Source organism: Lentzea kristufekii (assembly GCF_033949925.1).
In the GTDB taxonomy this organism is placed as follows: domain Bacteria; phylum Actinomycetota; class Actinomycetes; order Mycobacteriales; family Pseudonocardiaceae; genus Lentzea; species Lentzea kristufekii.
Genome location: NZ_JAXAVV010000002.1, coordinates 175,998 through 194,761, shown reverse-complemented (window position 1 = coordinate 194,761; position 18,764 = coordinate 175,998). Strand labels below are relative to the sequence as shown.

Annotated in this window: 16 protein-coding genes and 1 pseudogene; 8 read left to right on the top strand and 9 right to left on the bottom strand. The window is 70.0% G+C overall.

The window, feature by feature from the left end; genetic code table 11:
- Position 1: 1 nt before the first annotated feature.
- Genes fxsT through SK571_RS04410 form a run of 3 tightly spaced genes read right to left on the bottom strand, consistent with a single transcriptional unit; the run spans position 2 to position 7,379 of the window.
- Entirely contained in the window at positions 2–4,243 is a 4,242-nt protein-coding gene (gene fxsT / locus SK571_RS04420; protein ID WP_319982731.1) for an FxSxx-COOH system tetratricopeptide repeat protein, read from the bottom strand.
- Complete coding sequence (locus tag SK571_RS04415; protein WP_319982730.1) at positions 4,240–5,274, bottom strand: AAA family ATPase; 1,035 nt, start codon at positions 5,272–5,274, stop codon at positions 4,240–4,242. The genes fxsT and SK571_RS04415 overlap by 4 nt, the downstream gene beginning before the upstream one ends.
- The gene (locus tag SK571_RS04410; protein WP_319982729.1) at positions 5,271–7,379 is read right to left on the bottom strand and encodes a VMAP-C domain-containing protein; all 2,109 of its coding nucleotides are present in this window, start codon (positions 7,377–7,379) and stop codon (positions 5,271–5,273) included. Before SK571_RS04410 ends, SK571_RS04415 begins: the two co-directional genes overlap by 4 nt.
- A gap of 126 nt (positions 7,380–7,505) precedes the next feature.
- On the opposite strand from SK571_RS04410, the gene SK571_RS04405 reads away from it, so the two are divergent.
- The 3 genes from SK571_RS04405 (at position 7,506) to SK571_RS04395 (ending at position 9,244) form a co-directional block, all read left to right on the top strand.
- A complete protein-coding gene (locus SK571_RS04405) occupies positions 7,506–8,159 on the top strand; it encodes a Crp/Fnr family transcriptional regulator (RefSeq protein WP_319982728.1) in 654 nt (217 codons plus the stop codon).
- 82 nt (positions 8,160–8,241) lie between these two features.
- Positions 8,242–8,565 carry a hypothetical protein gene (locus SK571_RS04400; protein WP_319982727.1) on the top strand — a complete coding sequence of 108 codons (324 nt, stop codon included), beginning with the start codon at positions 8,242–8,244 and terminating at the stop codon, positions 8,563–8,565.
- Positions 8,566–8,812: 247 nt separating this feature from the next.
- Positions 8,813–9,244 carry a helix-turn-helix domain-containing protein gene (locus SK571_RS04395; RefSeq protein ID WP_319982726.1) on the top strand — a complete coding sequence of 144 codons (432 nt, stop codon included), beginning with the start codon at positions 8,813–8,815 and terminating at the stop codon, positions 9,242–9,244.
- Here SK571_RS04395 and SK571_RS04390 read toward each other — a convergent pair.
- The 3 genes and pseudogenes from SK571_RS04390 to SK571_RS04380 all read right to left on the bottom strand — a co-directional run.
- Positions 9,198–10,274: an MAB_1171c family putative transporter gene (locus SK571_RS04390; protein WP_319982725.1), complete on the bottom strand. Its 1,077-nt coding sequence runs from the start codon at positions 10,272–10,274 to the stop codon at positions 9,198–9,200. The two genes, SK571_RS04395 and SK571_RS04390, sit on opposite strands and share 47 nt — an antisense overlap.
- Positions 10,267–10,776 carry an ImmA/IrrE family metallo-endopeptidase gene (locus tag SK571_RS04385; protein ID WP_319982724.1) on the bottom strand — a complete coding sequence of 170 codons (510 nt, stop codon included), beginning with the start codon at positions 10,774–10,776 and terminating at the stop codon, positions 10,267–10,269. Before SK571_RS04385 ends, SK571_RS04390 begins: the two co-directional genes overlap by 8 nt.
- Before the next feature lie 33 nt (positions 10,777–10,809).
- A pseudogene (locus SK571_RS04380) lies at positions 10,810–11,583 on the bottom strand (zinc-binding dehydrogenase); the annotation flags it as partial.
- Positions 11,584–11,596: 13 nt separating this feature from the next.
- Between SK571_RS04380 and SK571_RS04375 the strand changes: the two are divergent.
- Both SK571_RS04375 and SK571_RS04370 read left to right on the top strand, forming a co-directional pair.
- Positions 11,597–11,848 carry an ATP-binding protein gene (locus SK571_RS04375; protein ID WP_319982723.1) on the top strand — a complete coding sequence of 84 codons (252 nt, stop codon included), beginning with the start codon at positions 11,597–11,599 and terminating at the stop codon, positions 11,846–11,848.
- On the top strand, positions 11,845–12,063 hold the full coding sequence (locus SK571_RS04370) for a helix-turn-helix domain-containing protein (protein WP_319982722.1): 219 nt from the start codon (positions 11,845–11,847) through the stop codon (positions 12,061–12,063). The genes SK571_RS04375 and SK571_RS04370 overlap by 4 nt, the downstream gene beginning before the upstream one ends.
- Here the strand turns inward: SK571_RS04370 and SK571_RS04365 are convergent.
- The 3 genes from SK571_RS04365 to SK571_RS04355 form a co-directional block, all read right to left on the bottom strand.
- Positions 12,035–13,135, bottom strand: coding sequence for a serine hydrolase domain-containing protein (locus SK571_RS04365; protein ID WP_319982721.1), 1,101 nt, complete (start codon positions 13,133–13,135; stop codon positions 12,035–12,037). The genes SK571_RS04370 and SK571_RS04365 overlap by 29 nt on opposite strands.
- A gap of 87 nt (positions 13,136–13,222) precedes the next feature.
- On the bottom strand, positions 13,223–13,891 hold the full coding sequence (locus SK571_RS04360) for a phosphoribosylformylglycinamidine synthase subunit PurQ (RefSeq protein WP_319982720.1): 669 nt from the start codon (positions 13,889–13,891) through the stop codon (positions 13,223–13,225).
- Positions 13,888–16,671 (bottom strand): AIR synthase-related protein, encoded by a 2,784-nt coding sequence (locus SK571_RS04355; RefSeq protein ID WP_319982719.1) that lies wholly within the window; start codon positions 16,669–16,671, stop codon positions 13,888–13,890. The genes SK571_RS04360 and SK571_RS04355 overlap by 4 nt, the downstream gene beginning before the upstream one ends.
- 367 nt (positions 16,672–17,038) lie before the next feature.
- Between SK571_RS04355 and SK571_RS04350 the strand changes: the two genes are divergently transcribed.
- The 3 genes from SK571_RS04350 (at position 17,039) to SK571_RS04340 (ending at position 18,635) form a co-directional block, all read left to right on the top strand.
- On the top strand, positions 17,039–17,236 hold the full coding sequence (locus tag SK571_RS04350) for a hypothetical protein (protein WP_319982718.1): 198 nt from the start codon (positions 17,039–17,041) through the stop codon (positions 17,234–17,236).
- 353 nt (positions 17,237–17,589) lie between these two features.
- Positions 17,590–18,330, top strand: coding sequence for a hypothetical protein (locus SK571_RS04345; protein WP_319982717.1), 741 nt, complete (start codon positions 17,590–17,592; stop codon positions 18,328–18,330).
- Complete coding sequence (locus SK571_RS04340) at positions 18,327–18,635, top strand: transcriptional regulator (protein ID WP_319982716.1); 309 nt, start codon at positions 18,327–18,329, stop codon at positions 18,633–18,635. Before SK571_RS04345 ends, SK571_RS04340 begins: the two co-directional genes overlap by 4 nt.
- Positions 18,636–18,764: the final 129 nt, after the last annotated feature.

The following is an 18,764-nucleotide window of genomic DNA, read 5'->3' as shown; positions in this document are numbered from 1 at the left end:
CTCAGCCCGTCGGCAGTGCTTCCAGGTCGCAGTCCGCTCGGGTGCTGCTGGCGGCCGCGACGGTCGCCGGATGGTCCTTGCCGAGCGCGCGGCGGAACCTGCTGATCACGTCGATCTGAAGCGACTCGGCGTCCGCGGTGCGGCCCAGTCCGCGCAGGTCCAGGACGATGTTGGCGAGACACGCCAGCGTCGAGGGGTGGTCTTCGCCCAGCACCCGCTGGGAGCGTTCGAGCACCCTCTGGTTGAGCGCGTAGGACCTCTCGAAGTCGCCGGACGCCGCGTGGTCACTCGCCCTGTTCGTGGCGCAGACGAGCGTGAACGGGTGGTCGTAGCCCAGCGCGTCCTGCATCGTGACGAACGCGTCCTCGTTGAGCTCGGCGGCCCTTTCGAGCTCTCCCATGAGCCTCAGGGTCACCGCGAGGTTCGTCTTGGCCGCCAGCACGTAGGGGTGGTTCTCGCCGAGCGTCTCCGCGTACGCCGCGAGCACCTGCTCGCCCAGTGCCCTCGACTCGGTCAGCGCACCCGCCTGCCGCAGGTCCACCGCGAGGTTCAGCGACGCGGCCAGCGAACCGGGGTAGTTGTCGCCGTACCGCTTCGCGTACCTGAGCACCGCTTCCTCCGAGAGGCGCAGCGCTCCCGCGTGGTCACCCGCCTTGCGCCGGGCGACAGCGAGGTTCTTGATGGCCCGCAAGGTGTCCGGGTGGTCGTCGCCGAAGAGCCTGCGGTGTTTCGCCACCGCGGTCTCGAGCATGTCCCTGGCCTGGACGTACTCACCGCACTCACGGATGTCCAGGCAGAGGTTGTTGAGCATCGAGAGCGTGAACCGGTGCTCGTCTCCGAGGATGCGGGCACGGTGCTCCCAGGTCGCCTGGTCGATGTCACGGGCCTCGGCGAACCGCCCGACGAGGCGCAGCGCGATCCCGAGGTTGTCCGCCGCGGCGAGGGAAAGCCCGTCCTCCTCGCCGTAGACCGCCTTCGCGGTGCGGTACGCGCCATCGCTGAGCTGCCACGCCTTGGTGAACTCACCGAGCGCGCGCACGTCCTGAGCGACCATGTTGGCGAGCACCAGGGTGTTCTCGGACTCCTCACCGAGGTTCTCCCGCGCCACCGCATAGGCGCGCTCGTCGACCGCGAGCGCTTCGGTGTAGCGACCGAGCGCGCGCAGGCAGACGCCGACCTGCTTCGCCGTGGACAGCGTGTCCGGCTTCTCCTCACCGAACCGCTCGCTCCAGTAGGCGAGCAGTTCGCGTCCGTAGTCCAGACCGCTCTGGTCGTCGCCCCACGCCGCCAGGAAGACAGCGCTGTGCAACGCGGTGCGCCGGACCCACGGGTCGTCGCACTCCTGCATCTTCGACGCGCGCACGTGCGGCAGGAGTTCGATGTACTTGGGCCAGTTGTTCTGGGTGGCCGGGCCGCGGGGGTCGTCCGTGGCGAGCAGCACGTGGGCGGCGTGGCGCATCTGCGCGCGTTCCTGCGGTGTCATGCGGTCGAACAACGCACCCTGCACCAGCCTGTGCAGCAGGATCGTGCCCTTGCTCTGGTCGATCTGCGCCAGGCTGTACTTGTTGATCTGCCGCATCGCCTTGCCGAGCAGCAACGGGTCGCGCAGCGCCTCGCCGAGCTCGTCCGGCACCGGGATTCCCTGCAGCTCGATGAAGAGGCTGCGGCTGATCGGCTCGGGAGCGAAGAACGCGCACACCTGCAGCAGCTGCAGGGCCGCCGGGTTCTCCTCGCTCAGCCGGTCGAACGACACGTTCCACGCGGCGGCGACGGGGACGTGGTAGTCGACGGGCAATCCGGCTTCGAGCAGTTCCGCGCGTTTGCGCGCGAAGAGCGACAGGTACTCGCCGGCATTCATGCCGGTCTCCCGGAGCCAGGACGCCGCCTGTTCGATCGCGAGGGGCAGGTCTCCGAGCACATCGGCGACCTGTTCCGCGTCGGAGTCGGTCAAACCCTGGTTGCGCCGCTGCAGGAGCTGTTTGCTCTCGGCTCGGCTGAAGAGGTCGACCTCGACCGTCTGCGCGACGCTGGACCAATGCGTGTTCCGTGAAGTCACCAGGATGTGTCCCGATCCACCGGTGGGGAAAAAAGGTCGGACGTCCTCGGGTTTGTCCGCGTTGTCGAACACCAGCAACCAGCGCCGATAGGGATGTCCGCGACGCAATGATTCCCGTACCGCGGCAATGACGGAGTTGACCGCGCCGGTGTTCGGGATTCCGAGCTGTGCGGCCAGCTCCACGAAAACCGAGCGGATGTGCGTCGGGTCTTCCGAGGGAATCCACCAGACGACGTCGTAGTCGTCCGCGTGCAGATACGCGTACTCGACCGCGACCTGCGACTTGCCGATGCCGCCGAGCCCGTACAGCGCTTCGGGGAGCACCGCGGTCGGGTTCGCGTCACCCGAGGTCAAGCGGGTGTTGAGGGCCGCCAGCATGGCGGTTCGCCCGGTGAAGTTGAAGTTGCGCGGAGGGACGGACCACGCGCGTGGAGCGTCACCTTGCTGACTCAGGATCGTGGACGAGGCCTCATCTCGTACCGTCACTGTCCCTCCTGGGTCAGCTGCATTGATCGTCGATATTTGTGAGGGAGATTCCTCTTCGGCGGGAGCAGACACGCGCGCGATTGAATCAGCGGACTCGGTCTCCGGTTCTACCCGGTCGGCCGTGAGATCCGTGATCATCGCCCTGATACGGTTAGACCGTTTGACGTAGGGCCCGCTCATCGCACGAAAGATCACCTGTTGCAGGCGCAGATGGGGGAGACTTTCCGGGGTCGCCTCCGAAATGGCGGAGTCCGGGTCGTCGAGCGCTTCCTTGATGCCGCGCGCCGCTTCGGCTTTGGGTCCCAGAAAGTCGGCGACGGTGCGCAGAACGCGGGCCGTGTCGGCTCGCGAGCAGGTGGAGAGCAATTCCTGACGCAATCCCTCGCGGAACTCGTAGGTGCCGGGAGAAGAAGTGCTCTCGTCGCGTTCGACGAGGCCGCCGAGCAGCACCTCGGCCAGGTGCGAGAGCTTCGTGCCGGGCAGCACGGTCTGGCGCACCGCGCTCATCACCGGCAGCTTCAGCGGGACCGGGGTGGCGGCGAGCAGGCCCGCGAGGGCGAACGCCGGCGGGGAGGCGATGGTGCGGAAGCGGCTCACCCGGTCGGCGGGGCTCAGGTGTGGCAACGGGTCGACCTCGAAGGTGCTCTCCTTGGCACTCGGGTCGGCGAACAACGTGGTGAGGCGGACGGCGGGGCCGTCGCCGGTGACCAGCCGGGTCCAGTGGCCGAGCCAGTCCGGGCGCAGTTCCAGCACGGGCACGGGCACCGCGGTGTCCGGTGGTCGTTCGTCGGAGGGGTCGGCGAGGCGGTAGCGGATGCGGGCGTTCGGCGCGCCCGCGTCGGGCATCCGCAGCTGCACCCTCGTCGTCACGAGGCCGGTCCAGCTCCACAGTTCGTGCGGGAGCAGGTGCATCACGGACACGTGGATCGACCGGCCCCAGTAGCCGATGACGCGGTCGGCCGCGCCGGTGTGCCACGCCCTGCCGACCCCGTCCGTCACCACGAGCACCAGGCGGCCGCCGGACGGGTCGAGCAGCTCCGCCGGGCCGCGGGACGGGCCGTCCGGCGCGCCGACGCGCACCAGCAGGTCGCCGGCGCTCTCCTGGTCGAAGTCGACGAAGTAGAGCCGGACGGTCCGGAAAGCGCCCTCAGTTTCCAGCACCGCGCGGAAGTCCGCGATCTCGCGCTGCCAGATCTCCAGCGACGCCGTGTCCACGACGAGCGCGATCTCGAACGGCCGGGTGAGCGCGGGGAGGAAGGCGGGCAGCCACACGCCGGTCTCGGCGACGCGGACCGCGGTGGTCTCCTCGTCGAACTCCACCTCGTGGTCCGAGGGCACGAGCCGTGCCAGCGGTCGCAGCGCCCGGGAGATCGCGCGGGTGTGGGGCAGGTTCTCGGTGACCGTTCGTGCGGCGCCCGGTTCGTGCTGTGGTCGCGTGCCAGGAGCGAACCGAGGCGGAACATCGTCCTTTGTGGACCGTGTGGCTCCGGTGGGAACGTGCGGAGACGTGGTGGACCGGAGAGCCGGTGGAACGTCCTCGGGAGGCGGAAGTGCCATCGGCAGAACTACGTGCTGCCGTGCCGGCGTGGCCGGCACGGCCGCCGGTCCCGCCACTTCCCTGCTCGCGTTCCACATCTGGCTCGCGAGCCACAGGGCGTCCGCCAGCTCCCTCGCGGTGAGGTCGCGCTCCGCCGCGCTCATTCGAACCCCGTCGTGGAAAGCCGGTGCCACAGGGCGTCGCGCAGGCGTTCCCACGCGACCCGGTCCGCGGTGAGCCCGCTCGACGACGCGAGCTGGATGGTGTTCAGCAGCTGGTCGATCGCGAGTCCGCCCTCGGACTCGCTGCGGCGCAGGAACTTCCGGATCAGCTCGGCGGAACCGCCCGACGCGTCGCGGAAGTGCGCCGCCACCATGCTCGCGAGCTGTTCCTCGTTCGGCGGCTGCATCTCCAGCTGCAGCGTCCTGCGCAGGAACGCCGGGGGGAACTCGCGTTCCCGGTTGCTGGTGAACACGATGAACGGGAAGGCGCGGCACACCACCCGTCCCTCGGTGATCTCCGCGCTGCCACCGGGATCCGCGGTGTGCACGACGACCTTCGGCGTCCGGCGTGCGACGCGGGCGAGCTCGCGGATCAGGAACTCCCCGTCCTCCAGCACCGCGAGCAGGTCGTGCGGCAGCGAGAGGTCGGCCTTGTCCACCTCGTCCACCACCAGGACCCGCGGCAGCTCGTACGGCAGCAGCGCCGTGCCCAGCGGTCCCAGGTGGATGAAGTCGCCGATGTCGGTCGGCTCGTCGAGCACACCGCTCGCCCTGGCGCTGGAAGCGTGCACACGGCCGATCGCGTCGTACTCGTAGAGGCCGTCCTGCCGGAGCTTGGTGCTCGACGTCACCGGCCACGTCAGGACCGGTCCCAGCGAGAGCTCCCTGGCCACCCGGAACGCGAGCGACGTCTTGCCGGTCCCGGGGCCGCCGGTGACGAGCAACGGCCTGCGCAGCAGCAGGGCGGCGTTGACCATGTCGATCTCGTGCCGGTCCGCCGGGTAGGACGTGTCGGCGCCGGGCGCGCCGATCCGCCGGGTGTTCTCGTTCTCCCCGCCGGCCGGCAGGGGCAGCGCGGGACCGCCCCGGAACACCCGCCACGGCGGCGGTTCCGGCAGGTCGGTCCGCAGGTCCACCTCGGCGCCCGGTTGCCCGGTGCCGGTGTAGATGTGCCAGTCGTCGGTCCGCGTCAAGGCGCGACCACCTCCTGCGGCAGGGGTTCCACCTGCCGGGCCGGGTCGTCCCACAGGACGCTGATGTGGCTGCCGGGGTGCACGTCGCAGTCGTCGGCGTACTGGGCCTGGCCGCGCAGCTTCTTCACGTTCTCCAGCAGCTTGCCGAGCCCGCCGTCCGCCAGCAGGTCGTCGACGGCGGTGCGGAACGCCTTGCCGGCGCAGTCCTCCCGGTGCCAGACCAGCACGGGCACACCCGTCTTGAGCGCGATCGCCACCTCCATCCTGCCGACGCTGTCGCGGGCGGACGGCGGGTCGGCGAGCACGAGCAGCACGACGTTCTCGGCGAGTGCGAGCTTCGCACCGAGTTTCTGCAGGTGTCTGGGGCCGTCGAGCTGGCTGCGGTGCACCGCGTCGTCGATGGGACTGTCCCCTGCCTGGAGGTGGTTCTGCAGGTTTGTCCATCGCCGCTTCCACCGGCGGTGTTTCGTCTTCTCCCTGCTCCGTTCCAGTGATCTCAGGGACACCAGGTAGTCGACCCCGATCGGTGTAGCCACCTCGTCGGAGAACGAGATCCACTGGTCGACGGGCAGGTTGAGCAGGTCTTTCGGCAGGATCATCTCGATCGAGACGCTGCTCGCGTTCTCCGCCCAGCCCTCGATCCGGCCGACCAGCTCGCCCACCCGCGCCTGCAGCTCGGCGAGGCTGCCGGTGTAGTCGCGGCCGCGCTGCGGGGCCCACGTCGCCGAGTTCACCTGCCACCACTCGGAGAGCAGGTAGCGGCCGGGTTCGACGCCGTGCGGCTGCAGCCGCAGCACCAGGGACGCCTCGGCGGGCGCGACCGTCTCCGTGGTCTCCACCGAGATCGACCCGCGCAACGCGAGCAGGTCCGCGTGCAGGCCCATGGCGCGCGCCTGGTCCTCGGAGAACTGCCAGAGGCGCTGGGAGAGCACGTCTCCCGCGTGCAACGCGAGGTGTTCGAGCAACGCGAGCGCGGGCGGGACGCCGTCGGGGCGCGCGTTCATCCGCTCCAGCCTGTTCAGCACGTCGACGGTGTCGTGCCGGCCGGGCGGCAGGGGCGCGGCCTGGCTTCCCGCCGCGACCCGGTAGCACTCGGCGAGCTGCGGGAAGTCGGTGTCGCGCAACAGATCGGTGATCGTGCGGCGGTCCTCGTCGCCGAAGAGCTCCAGCGTCGCCATGTCCTCGACGAGGCGGCTGATCTGCCGCAGCTCCTGGGCTTCGGGCTGCAACTGCCGGAGGGCCTGCAGCAACGTGCGCACCGCACCCGGCCTGCGTCCGCAGGCGAGCACGATCGCGAAGACGTGCAGCCGGGCGTCGTCGAACTCGGCGACCCGCAGCCGCGGTTCGAGCGCGCTGTTGACGAGTTGGAGGCACAACCTCCGGCCCTCGATCCGCCCCATCAGCGGCATCCTGGCGATCAGCTCGGCCAGGACGCCGAGCGACTCACCGCCGCCGGCCACGGCCCCGTCGTCGATCTCCGCCGGTGCCACCGGGGCCGGCGCGGGCGCGGCGGCGGCGTGCATCGACTCGGCGGACAGCCGGATCCACGCCGACGTCCTGGTCTCCTTGACCGCGACCTCGATCTCCCGGTACGCGAGCGGCTCGGCCGCCGGGTCGTGCCACAGCACTTCCTCGTAGAACGCCTTCGACACGATCACCGCGAGCACCGCGGACGAGCCGGCCAGCGCGGACTTGAGGGGGTCGGCCTCCAGCAACCGGAACGTGAGGTTCACGCAGTCGCCGACCGCTCCCTTGGCGTTGAACGTGACCTCACCGAAGTGCAGCGCGATCCGCAGCCGGATGCGCGCCTCCTGGGTGACCGTCGCGTTGTAGCGCAGCAGGTTCGCGATCAGCCGGCGGAGCAGGAACTCGGACAGCACCTGCTTGGGCACCTCGGGGGTGAACAGGAACATCGCGCCGTCGCCGCGGTCCTCCTGGTGCCAGGAGTGCTCCTCGATGTTGCTTTCGCGCAGCGCGGCGTGCAGCGCGTCGTAGAGTCCGCCGTGGGCGACGAGCTTGTGGTGGTTGGTCCGGCTGGGGTCGCTGAACTTCTCCACGTCGACAGCCAGCACGGCCCGCGGCTCGGCGCGTGGTGTCTGTTCCACGGGTTCTCCCTACCGGCATGGGCGAGGGTCCATTATCCGGAGTTGATCTGAATGTGGGTGCATTCCGGCCTGATTTAGATCAATCGGGGCAGTCAGGGGCGTGCGGTTGCCGGAATCATGAGAAGCATGATGATCGACCGGTCTTTCTGGGGGATGCTCGACGAGGCCGATCGCACAGCGTTGCGGAACACCGCGACTCGTGTCGAATTTGCATCCGGTTCGGTGATCTGCCATCAGGGAGACCAGTCGCGCAACGTGCTCGTGGTGTCGCGGGGCAGGGTCCGGGTGAGCCGCTTCACCGTCACCGGCGAGGAGACGGTGCTCGCCGTCCGCGGCCCCGGCGAGATCATCGGCGAGCTCTCCGCCGTGGACGGCCGCCGTCGTTCCGCCACGCTGACCGCGGTGGACGACGTCAGTGGCCTGGTGATTTCCCCTCGTGCGCTGAAGTCGCTGTGCCACGTGCGACCCGGCATCACGTGGGCGATCCTGCGCGTCGTGGCGTCCCGCCAGCGGGCGATGGTCGGCCAGCAGGACCTCCGCACCGGCCCGTCGCTGCACCGCGTGGGCGCGATGCTGCTCGACCTCGCGCACCGGGAGGCGGACGACCTGATCGCGACCGTGCCGCTCTCCCAGCGCGAGCTGGCCGGAATTGCGGGTATTTCCCGCGAAACGCTCGCCCGCACGTTGAAAGTTCTGCGCGAAGGCGGAATCATCCTCACCCGCCGCAACGGCATAGAAATTCTTCGTGAGGAAGAATTGCGCACGCTCTGCGGGATCTGACGCTGTGTGGCATCTGACGCAGACATCCGCGGCCTCTGACGATTTCCTGGATGCTCAGTTCGCCGAGCCCGCAGGAGCCGTCATGAAGCGCCGTTCACTGCCCGACCCCGACTCGCGCACTCAGGTCCTGCGGGCGCGTCGCAAGCACACGGAGCAGGTGGTGCTCGCCGTCGTCTTCACCGTCGTCGAACTGTGGGCGATCGTGGCGGTCATCGTGCTGCTGGAGGCCCGTGGAGTGCTGGCCGTCGCCGTGGCCGTGGTGCTGTCGGCGTCGCTGATCGCCCTCTGGGACACCTGGCGCACGCTGCTGATGTTCGGCAGGGCGTTGCGTTCCTGGCTGCCGGACGATCTCCCCGCCGCGGACGCCGAACCGCCACGACGACCGTCGAACCTGGTGCGGCTGTAGATGCCCGGCGTGGCCCCGGCGGGGGGCGGGGCCACGCCACCCCCAGTGACGTGGCCCCGCCTCACCGCCGCTGGTCCAGGGCCGGCCGTGCCGTCCTGGCGCACCGTTGACTGAGGTGAACCGCGAGTCGGGCAGATCCACATCAGTTGAGGCGGGGGCAAGTTAAGCCTGAACCACCCCTGGTCGTCAACAGGCGTGAATGCGGTATCGTCTCGATTCACACCAGTCAAAACGTGAGGTGGGCTGGATGACCGAGCGCGAGAAGCCCGAGCCGCACACCCTGGCCGCACGGCTGGAGTACCTGTTCCGCTCGATCCGGGCGTCCGGGCAGCGCGAGTACAGCAACGAGGACGTCGCCGAGGCGATCACCCGCGACCAGGGCGTGACGATCTCCGCGTCCTACCTCTGGTACCTGCGCACCGGTCAGCGCGACAACCCCACGCTCAAGCACCTCACCGCGCTGGCGACGTTCTTCGGCGTGCCGGCCGCGTACTTCTTCGACGACGCCGTGCGCGAGCAGGTGGAGGGCGAGATCGCGCTCGTCACCGCGTTGAAGGACAACGGCGTACGCGAGGTCGCGATGCGGGCGGCCGGGTTGTCGGACCGCAGCCTCGACACGATCACCGAGGTCATCAACCGCGTGCGCGAGCTGGAAGGCCTGCCGCCGAAAGAGTCCTGAACTCGCGGGCGAGGGCGGTCAGCCCGGCGACGTCGAGGGCGGGCAGGGAGGCCGGGCCCGCCTCGACGGGTTCCTCCCTGGCCTTCGCCGCGAGTGCGGCCACCAGCGCCGCCGCCTCACCTCGCTGGTCGGCGATCCGGGTGTCCCAGTAGGCCCGCAACGCCAGCCGCCCGTCGAGGATCTCGATGACGCACCGGTACAGGCGCAGGTCGATCGGCACCCGGACGTCCGGCGGCATGAGCGCGACACCGGGCATGACGTCGTAGCAGGCCCGCCACAACGGCCGGAGAACCCGGTACGTGCGGTACTGCTCGATCTGAGGGCCCCACCGGTACGCGGTCAGGCCCACGAGGAACAGCACCAGGACGATGCCGCCCGTCGAGGTGGACACCGGCCCCTCGGACCAGGGCGGCGGGACGTCCAGGCGGGCCGCCAGGGCGTACGCGGCCTTGTGCGCCGCGTAGACGAACCCGACCAGGCTGGCCATCGACCACAGGCGCAGGGCGAACCTCATCGGGCCCTCCGCGGCGCTGCCCGCGAGGTGGCGGGTGAGCCGGAAGACGTCCACCAGGACGTACGCCATGTAACCGAGGTACACGAGCAGGTACTCGGTGACGAACGGCGCCTTGGCGTACGCCCCGACGAAGTCCTCCGCGTCGTCACCGGGCGCCGCCAGCAGGAACAGCACGATCATCGCGGCGAGGGAGGCGCACGCCGTCACGGCGCGCACGACGGTCCCGCGCACCGACCGGCCCCCGGAGTGCGCCACGAACACGTGCAGCCAGAAGAGGCTGACCACGATGAGGCCGTGCTGGACCAGCCGGACCAGGCTCGCCCCCTCGGCCAGCCACGGAATCCGCAGGTAGAGCGGCGGGAGCCCGACCGTGAACCCCAGCGCCAGGAAGAACAGCGCGAGGCAGAGGGCCGCGTTGCCGAAGCTCCTCGACGGCCGCCGCAGCAGCACGACGACGCGGTAGGCGGTGCTCGCCCACAACAGCACCACGACCAGGATGTGGAAGGCCCTAAGCACTGAGCACCTCACGCAGCCGGGCCAGCGCGGCGTCCTCTTCGACGTCCGGCTCCACGGTGCCCACGACCTCGAACCCGGCCCGCATCAGCACGAGCGTGGCGAACAGCTCGGCCTCCTGCTCGTGCTCGTTGTCGTAGCTGTCACGGCACAGCAGCTGCCGCACCACCTTCGGGTCGAGGTTCGGTGCGAGCAGGCGCGCGGTGAGGTCGTCCAGCTCGGCGACCCCGGCGTGCTCGAACACCATGTGCCCGATCTCGTGCAGGACGATGTGCGCGCGATGCGCCTCGCCCACGGACTCGTCGTAGAAGATGTAGTCCGCCTTCTTCGCGGCCACCCACAGCCCGGACGGGTTGGAGGTGCGCGAAGTCAGCGCGAGCAGGTGAAGGGGCCTGCCGCGCTGCTCCGCCAGCCGTTCGCACAGGGCCGTGACGTCGAGCGGTGTGCCGATGCGCAGTCGCCGGATCTCTTCCTCACAGCGCTTCCGCACCCGCGCCAAGTCCACGGCCCGATTCTAATGGGCCCTTCCCGGGTGGAATCAGGGCGTGAGGATCGCCCTGCCCCGCACCCGTCCGCCGTCCAGGTCGTCGATCGCGTCCTGGAACCGGTCCAGCGGGTACTTCTGGGTGTGCAGCGTCACCTTGCCCTGCGCCGCCAGCACCATCAGCTCGCACAGGTCGTTGTAGGAGCCGACGAGGTTGCCGATCAGGTTGATCTCGGTGGAGATGATGTCGATCGTCGGCACGTCGATGTTCTCGCCGTAGCCGACGACGTGGTAGTCACCCGCCCTGCACAGCATCGCCACGCCGTCGCGGGTCGCGCCGCCCTCGCCCACGAAGTCGATCACGGTCTCGGCGCCGTTCCCACCGGTGAGGTCGAGGACCGCCGCGACGTGCGAGCCGTCCGCGACGACGCCGTGGTCCGCGCCGATCGTCTCGGCGAGCTTCACCGCGTCCGGGTTGCGGTCCACGACGACGATCTCCGCCGCGGTCAGCGCTTTGAGCACCTGCACGCCGATGTGCCCGAGGCCGCCCGCGCCGATCACCACGCACCGGTCCCCCGGCCGCAGCCTGCGTGCCGCCTTGACCGCCGCGTGGTACGCCGTGAGACCCGCGTCGGCCAGCGCGGCCACGTCGGAGGGTTCCAGCGCGTCGTCGATCTTCACGACCGACCGCGCCGACGTCCTCAGGTACTCCGCGTAGCCGCCGGCGGTGTCGATGCCGGGGAACTGCGAGGCGGTGCAGTGCACGTCGTCGTCGCCGCTGCGGCAGGCCCGGCACAGGCCGCACGTGATCAGCGGGTGCACGATCACTGCGGTGGAGGCCATGCGGAACGACCGGGTGGTGGCCGTCGTCGGCGAACCGGGAGCGGGCAAGACCGCGCTGGCCACCCTCGCCCTGCGCACCGTCCGTCCCCGCGAACGCCTGCTCAACGCCCGTCCGCCGGCCCCCGACGACGTCGGCTCGTGGCTGCGGCTGTGGACCCCGGAACTCGGCAAGACCGACACCTGCGTCGTCGTCTCGGACGTGGACGCGCTGCCCGCGTGGGCGGCCTCGTCGCTGGCCGTTCGGACGTGATCGACGTGCAGCACCTGCCCGCCGAGGTGTTCACCAGCGTCGGCCACCGGCTGAGCAGGCTGCAGGCCCTGGAACGCGACGAGATCGTGCGCTGCCTGACCGCGCCGGGCGCGACGATCGCGCAGGCGTCCGCCGAGCTCGGCATCGGGCGGGCGACGATCTACCGCAAGATGGCGCAGTACGGCATCAAGGCCGACCAGCTGCGGGGCTGGTGACGGCGTTGGCGATGCGCAAGGTCATCAGCTGTTGGGCGTCGTTGCGAGCCGTCGGCGTGAACGAGTACGCGATGCGCCGCTGCTGGTCCCGCGTCGAGAACAGGCCCGCGTTGTACCCGTACTGCTCCCCCGTCTTCCCCCAGACCGTGACGCCGTTGATGGTGAACGTCTGCAGTCCCGTGCTGTAGGCGGCGGGCCGACCGTCCACCATGGACACGTTCGGGCGCGTGAACAGCTTCTCCTGCAAGGCAGGCGGCAGCAGGTCGCCGTCGAACAGCGCCTCAGCGAACCGGGTGAGGTCACCGGTCGTGGAGATGATGTCGCCCTCGCCGTAGGACTTCGACGTGTTGAAGTCGGAGACGTCGACCAGGCCCTGACCGGGCACGTCCAGGTACCCGTGGACGTGGGCCCCGCGGATGCTCGTCTCGTTGCGGCCGGGCACATAGGTCTTGGTGAGCCCGAGGGGCCGTGCGATGCGCTTGTCGACCTCGTGGCCGTAGCCGTGGCCGGTGACCTTTTCGATGATCATCGCAGCGAGCACGTAGTTGATGCCCCGGTACTCCTGTTGCGTGCCGGGGGTGAACTTCGGCTCGGTGGCGGGGATCATCTTCAGGCGCTGGTCCGGCGCGTACCGGTCGTAGCGGTGTTCGAGGACCTTCTCCGGCGTGCTCAGGTCGGAGAAGCCGACCTCGAACGGGATTCCGCTGGTGTGGTCGAGCAACTGGCCGACCTCCACCTCGTCCAGCGTCGGCGGCAGGTCCGGGAGGTGGTGCCGGACAGGCGTTTCCAGGCCGATCTTCTGCTCGGCGGCGAGTTGCAGCACGACCGTCGCCACGAACACCTTGGTGACGCTGCCGATCCGGAACCTGTCGTCCGGCCGGACCGGGCGCTGCGTCCGCCGGTCCGCGACGCCTTCGGTGCCGTACCAGCACCCCGCCGAACCCGACACGCGCAGCTGCGCGGACGTCGCCGCCGGGTTGTCCAGGTCGGCGATGGCCGCGCGCAGCAGTTCCGGCTGCAGCGGAGGTAAGGGCGAGAGCGCGACCATGGCCGCGATCAGAAGTGATTTCATGATCACCACGGTGCCGTGGTGATCAGGCCGCGACCATGGCGCTGGCCCCCGCGCTCGCGGTAGGGCCAGCACCAAGTCGTTCTGCCGCTACCGAACCGCGCGAACGCCGTTGGAGAAGAACGCCAGCCGGACCTCGCGGTCCATCGCGCGCTCCGGGTGGTCCATCAGCCCGAACGCCAGACCGTCGGCGCTGGTGATGCCCGCGATGTCCTCGAACGACCCGTCCGGGTTGAAGCCCTTCTCGTACCGCAGTGCGACGCGGTACCCCTCGGTCTCGCTGCCCGGGTCGAACCGGCCCTCGCCGTGCGCGCACGGGAAGGACAGGGTCTGACCGCCCAGGCCGGTGAGCCACGGGCTGTCGTTGTCGCCGTCGACGACGTGCCGCTGGTTCTCCTCGTTGCGGAACGTCCCGGCGCTGTTGACCTTCAGGCCGACCTTGCCGAAGCAGCCTCCGCGCACGGCGATCTGGAAACCGTTGCAGATGCCGATCAGCGGACGCGTGCGGCAGGCCTCGAACTGGTCCGCCAGGTGGCTGCGCAGCAACGCCGCCGCCACCGCGCCACCGCCGAGGTGGTCGCCGAACGAGAACCCTCCCGGAATGCAGAGGATGTCGGCGTCGTCGAGCCGTTCGGTGCCCGCCAGCAGGTCGGCCGCGAACCGCATCCGCGGCTCGGCGCCCACCTCGGCGAACGCTCGGACGGTCTCCTCCTGGCAGTTGGTGCCGGGCAGGTACAGGACGTTGACGGTCGGCTTCATGCGATCCTCGCCGTGAACGAGTTGAGCCAGCCGTCGCGCGCGGCCGGAGCGAACAGGTCGATGCCGTCGAGCACGATTCCGGTGCCTTCCAGCGTGCCTTCGAGGACACCGAGGACGACGGGGCTGAGCTCGGCGGGCAGGGCGGCGACGTCGTGGGGGGCGACCTCGACGACAGCGCCGACGCGGTGCTCGGCGAAGAGCGACTCGGTGGTCGCGGACTCCAGCTTGACGCCGATACCGCTGGCCAGCACGCCCTGGGCGAGCGTGGCCGCGACGCCACCGGCACCGATGCGGGCACCGCTGCGCAGCAGGTTCCTGCTCGCGGTGAGCGCGCTCAGGTAGCTGTCCACATCGGACAGTGCCAGGTCGTCGAGCGCACCGGCCGGCAGGCTGAGCTTGCGCGCCGCGACCGTGCCGACCGGCGAGCTCGTGGCCAGACCGACGCGGACCAGCACGTTGCCCGGCGTGGTCCACTGCTCGCGCAGCAGGGCGTCGGTGTGCGGCACCTTGCCCAGTGCGCTCAGGAACACCGCGGGCGGCACGCTGACGAGGCCCTCGTCGGTGTGCACCGAACCCGCGGACGAGTCCTTGCCCGAGATCAGCGGCACGCCGAAGTGGCGGACCAGCACGGCGAGCTCGTCGACCATGCCGACCAGCCACTCACGCCAGTGCGGCGACAGGTGCGGGGTGTAGAAGTTGTCGCACATGCAGACGTCGTTCACCGCGACGCCGGCGAGCACCTGGCCAGCGAGCACCGAGCAGAACATCTGGCGCGTCGCGGCGACCGGGTCGGCCTCGAACATCCACGGGTTGAACGCGGTGTTCACGACGGCGGCGGCGGGCGAACCTGCGACCGGCGTGCCCGCCCAGTAGGCCGTGCGGACCGAGTGCTCGGTGCCGTAGTGCGGGCCGTACCAGGTGTTGCCCTGGACCGTGGAGTCGTACTGCGAGTCGGCGAAGTGCTGCGAGGCGACCTCCGCGTCGGCGACGACCTCCTCCAGCAGCCCGGCGAGCTGCGTGGGCGCCAGCTCGGGCCACTCGGGCACACCCGTCGGGCGCGGCGGCGGGCCGACCTCCTGGCGTTCGACCTCGATGTCGAGCAGGTCGTACGCCACGTCGAAGCCGAGTTCGCCCTGGTGGGCGGGCACGACGTCCGGGGCGCCCGCGATCAGCGCCTCCTCGGTCAGGTCCGGGGCGTGGAACACGTGGTAGCGACCCGTGTCCGCGAACCGGCCGATGACCGTCGAGCGCACCATGTGGCGGTCGAGGATCTTCTTCGCCCGCTCCTGGTGCTCCGGCGGCACGGCGAGCAGCATGCGTTCCTGCGACTCGGACAGCAGGATCCGCCACATCGGCAGCGCCGCCGTCTTCAACGGCACCAGCGCGGTGTTGATCCACACGCCGCACGCCTCGCCGATCTCGCCGACGGCGCTGTTCAGGCCCGCGCCACCGACGTCGGTGAGCGCGCTCATGCAACCCGCTTCGCGCAGTTCGATCAGCGCCTTGCGGAACTTGACCTGCTCCAGCGGCGCGCCGATCTGCACGGCGGCCGTGTCCATGACGGCACCGGCGGAGCTCGCGGACGCGCCGTGGATGCCCTCGTTACCGGTCAGGCCACCGATCAGCACCACGAAGTCACCGGGCCGCGGCGTGCCGCGCTGCGCCGCCGACACGGGCAGCAGGCCGATGCTGCCGCCGAGCGCGAACGGCTTGGCGCGGTACGCGGGGTGGAACGTCATGCGCGACGACATCATCGGCACGCCGAAGGTGTTGCCGTACTCCTTGATCGCCCGGATCGTCTCGCCGGCGAGCCTGCGCGCGTCCGGCCGGCCCTTGATGGGCGCGGGCGCCTCGGGCTCACCGATGGCCGTGTACTCGAAGCTGCCGATCGGGTCGGCGGAGAGCCCGGTGCCCAGGATGTCTCGCAACACGCCGCCGAGCTTGGTCAGCTGGCCGAAGTAGCCGGAGATCGCCGACGGCCCGTTGTGCGTCTCGGCCTTGATGGCGATCGCGTGACCGTCGTAGAAGTCCCAGACGCCGGCGTTGTCGTGGAACATGCTCAGCACGTTCGGGTTGTCGACGTCCTTGGCGGCCTGGACGAGCCGGCCGAGCAGGCTGCCGAGCGACTTCCACGTGGTGTGCGCGCAGTGGTCGCTCCACCGGGCGTCGAGCGCCTCCAGCAGGACGTCCGTGACGAACTCGTCCCCGAGCGCGTTCTGCACGTGCTGCACGTGCTTCATCTGCGCGAGCGACAGGTTGCGCCCACCCGCCGTGCCGAGCTCGGCGAGCGCCGCGTCGTCGAGCCCACGAAGGTCGTACTGCACGGCCGACTCGTAGTGGCCCTGCGGCACGAGGGTGTCGTAGTGCGGTTCCTCGTCGTGCAGCTCTTCGATGGTCGCGTTGAACCGCGTGGAGACCACCAGGTCCCGCAGCCGCGGCGACGCGGACCTGTAGCTGGTGGCGACCTTGCCGGCCTTGGCCTCGACGCCGAGCAGCCCGCACACCGTGATGATCGAGTCGCTCTCGTTGTCGACCACACCGCGCTTGTAGGCGACCTGAACGGCGCCCGCGTCCAGCGGCTGGTCCAGAAAGACCTCGACGTCGAGCTGGTCACCGAGCACGGCGGCCACCTCGGCGAGCGCGGCGGCGCCGGGCGAGGTCTCGAACTCGACGTAGTAGTCGCGCCACACCTCGAGGTCGTCGAGCTCCCACGATCGGCCGAGCTCACGGATGTCGGGCTCCGCTACCCCCGCGGAGCGAACCGAGAACTTGTGGATCAACAATCCTCCTGGAGCTGAACGGTCGGGGGCAATTGTCCCCGGTAGCGACCGCGCTCGTGGAAGCACCCAGGCAACCGGGCGAGGCCGCACTGCGACACATGCAGCACCCTAGGCGTTGAGCCCTCTCCAACCCGAATCGGCGGATGGCGACGAGCGTCACTCACCGTTCTGGGGAACCACGTGGAGCAGCAGGACCTGTCCTGGGCCGACGCCCTTGCCGGCCAGGAGCCCTTCCTGAGCGAGATCTTCGCGCTCGCGAGTGGACGGTTCTGGCCCAGCCGACGGGCTGGGAGGTCGAGTCCCTGGTCGACGCCCTGTCCCGGGGCACGGAGGCCGTCGGGATCCTGCGGCACGACTACGCCTCACCGTGCTTCAGCCACGTCGTGAACGGCACGCCCGTTTCAACCCCAGCTGGCCCGACCCGCACCCCGGCGACGGCCTGGACCCGCTGCTGCCGCTGATGCGAGAGGCCGGGTTCGACACCGACCCGGTCGACTACGACTCCGAGGACTGGGACACGCGCCACGCCGAGCCCATCGCCCGCTCACTGCGGCTGGCCGGCTGATCACCGGCGTCCTGCCCGCGCTCGGCCAGCTCACGGCGGCGCTGCCCAGCACCCACTTCGAAAGCCGGTTCAGCCACACCCAGCCTCCCGCGGTGGACAACGCCGTCCCCAAAGCCGCTGAACTCGTCGCGGAGCTCGCGCTGGAGGACACCCCCGGCCCAGCTCCTGGTCCCGGACCAGCTTCCCCTCGGGCGCGATCGGTGGCCGTCCACTCGCCACAAACCAGACTGCGTCACAAGCACATTGGGGGAACGAGATGACGAGTGATCCGGGCGAACTGCTCGACGAACTGGCCGGTCTGCGCAAACGCACCCGGGACGACCGGCACGGGTACTGGGTTCCCGTTGCTGCTCATGGGAATCCTGTCTCTGCTCTCGCTGCCGCTCTCCCAGGCCGATCCCCACCCGACCGACCACCTCGTCGACGGCGGGCCGGGCCCGTGGATCAGCCCGCTGGCACACCTCAGGCTGAAGACAGAGGTCGTGCACCCGCTCGCGCTGTCGCTCTACTGCCTCGGCGCGCTGCTCGTGGCCGTGCTGGCCACGGTGTGGTGGTACCGCCGGCGCGCCCGGCGCGTCGGCGTGGAGACCCCGACCGGCTCGTACGTCCGGGTCGCGCTGCTCGGTCTGGTCGCGGTGCTGTTCGGGATTCCGCTGAGCACGAGCGTGATCCTCAAGTACACCTTGTTCTACCCCTTGCCCCACGTTGCCGCCATCGTCATGGCTGTGCTCCTCGGCCTGGCCGTGCTCGCGTTCCGCGCTCGGCGGATGCGGCCGCTGTTCGTCCCCGCCGGCCTGCTGCTGGCGTCGGTCGCCTTGTCGCTGCTGCAGTTGCCCGACGTCGGCATCGACCTCGGGATGGGCGGCGGCGCCCAGTTCATGGCGATCGCGGCCGGCCTGCTGACGCTGGCGTGGATCGAGCGCAGCGTGTTGTGCTCGGTGATCGCGGTGGTGTTCACGGCCGGTGCGTTGATCGTCAACAATTCATCCATGGACAACGACGCTCTGGGCGGCGCCATGGGCGTCCTGCTGCTCGCGGCCGTCCTCGTGCTCGGCGGACTGGGCGCACTCGCGACGAGCAGGACCTCGTCGTGACGGAGCACCCGACGGCGGCGCTTGACGACGTCGTCCACCAGCGGCACAGACTGGGGATCCTCACCATCGCGGGCGAGGTGAAACGGGTGGAGTTCGCCTACCTGAAGTCCACCCTCAACCTCACCGCCGGCAACCTCTCGCGGCACATCGCGGTGCTGGAGGAGGCCGGTCTGCCGGTGATCGAGAAGGGCTACGAGGGCAAGCGGCCCAAGACCTGGGTCAGCGTCACGGCCGCGGGACGCAAGGCGCTGGCCGCCGAGATGGCCGCCTTGCGCGCACTGCTGGACCGCCACGGCAAAGCGTGACCTGCCCGTTTCCTGCTGCCGGCCACCTCGCTGCCCAGCCGCGCGCCGGTCGTCGTCGTCAGGCCGGAACGCGATCTTCGACACGATCTTCGATGTTTAGGCGTTGCGATGCTGGACGTGGCGGCCAGC

What these genes read in the sequence shown, in the direction of transcription:
- SK571_RS04405 (WP_319982728.1), top strand. Translation starts at nt 7,506, where the DNA reads ATGATGATCGACCGGTCTTTCTGGGGGATGCTCGACGAGGCCGATCGC.
- SK571_RS04360 (WP_319982720.1), bottom strand. Translation starts at nt 13,891, where the DNA reads ATGAAGCCGACCGTCAACGTCCTGTACCTGCCCGGCACCAACTGCCAG.
- fxsT (WP_319982731.1), bottom strand. Translation starts at nt 4,243, where the DNA reads ATGAGCGCGGCGGAGCGCGACCTCACCGCGAGGGAGCTGGCGGACGCC.
- SK571_RS04395 (WP_319982726.1), top strand. Translation starts at nt 8,813, where the DNA reads ATGACCGAGCGCGAGAAGCCCGAGCCGCACACCCTGGCCGCACGGCTG.
- SK571_RS04400 (WP_319982727.1), top strand. Translation starts at nt 8,242, where the DNA reads ATGAAGCGCCGTTCACTGCCCGACCCCGACTCGCGCACTCAGGTCCTG.
- SK571_RS04365 (WP_319982721.1), bottom strand. Translation starts at nt 13,135, where the DNA reads ATGAAATCACTTCTGATCGCGGCCATGGTCGCGCTCTCGCCCTTACCT.
- SK571_RS04375 (WP_319982723.1), top strand. Translation starts at nt 11,597, where the DNA reads ATGCGGAACGACCGGGTGGTGGCCGTCGTCGGCGAACCGGGAGCGGGC.
- SK571_RS04345 (WP_319982717.1), top strand. Translation starts at nt 17,590, where the DNA reads ATGGGAATCCTGTCTCTGCTCTCGCTGCCGCTCTCCCAGGCCGATCCC.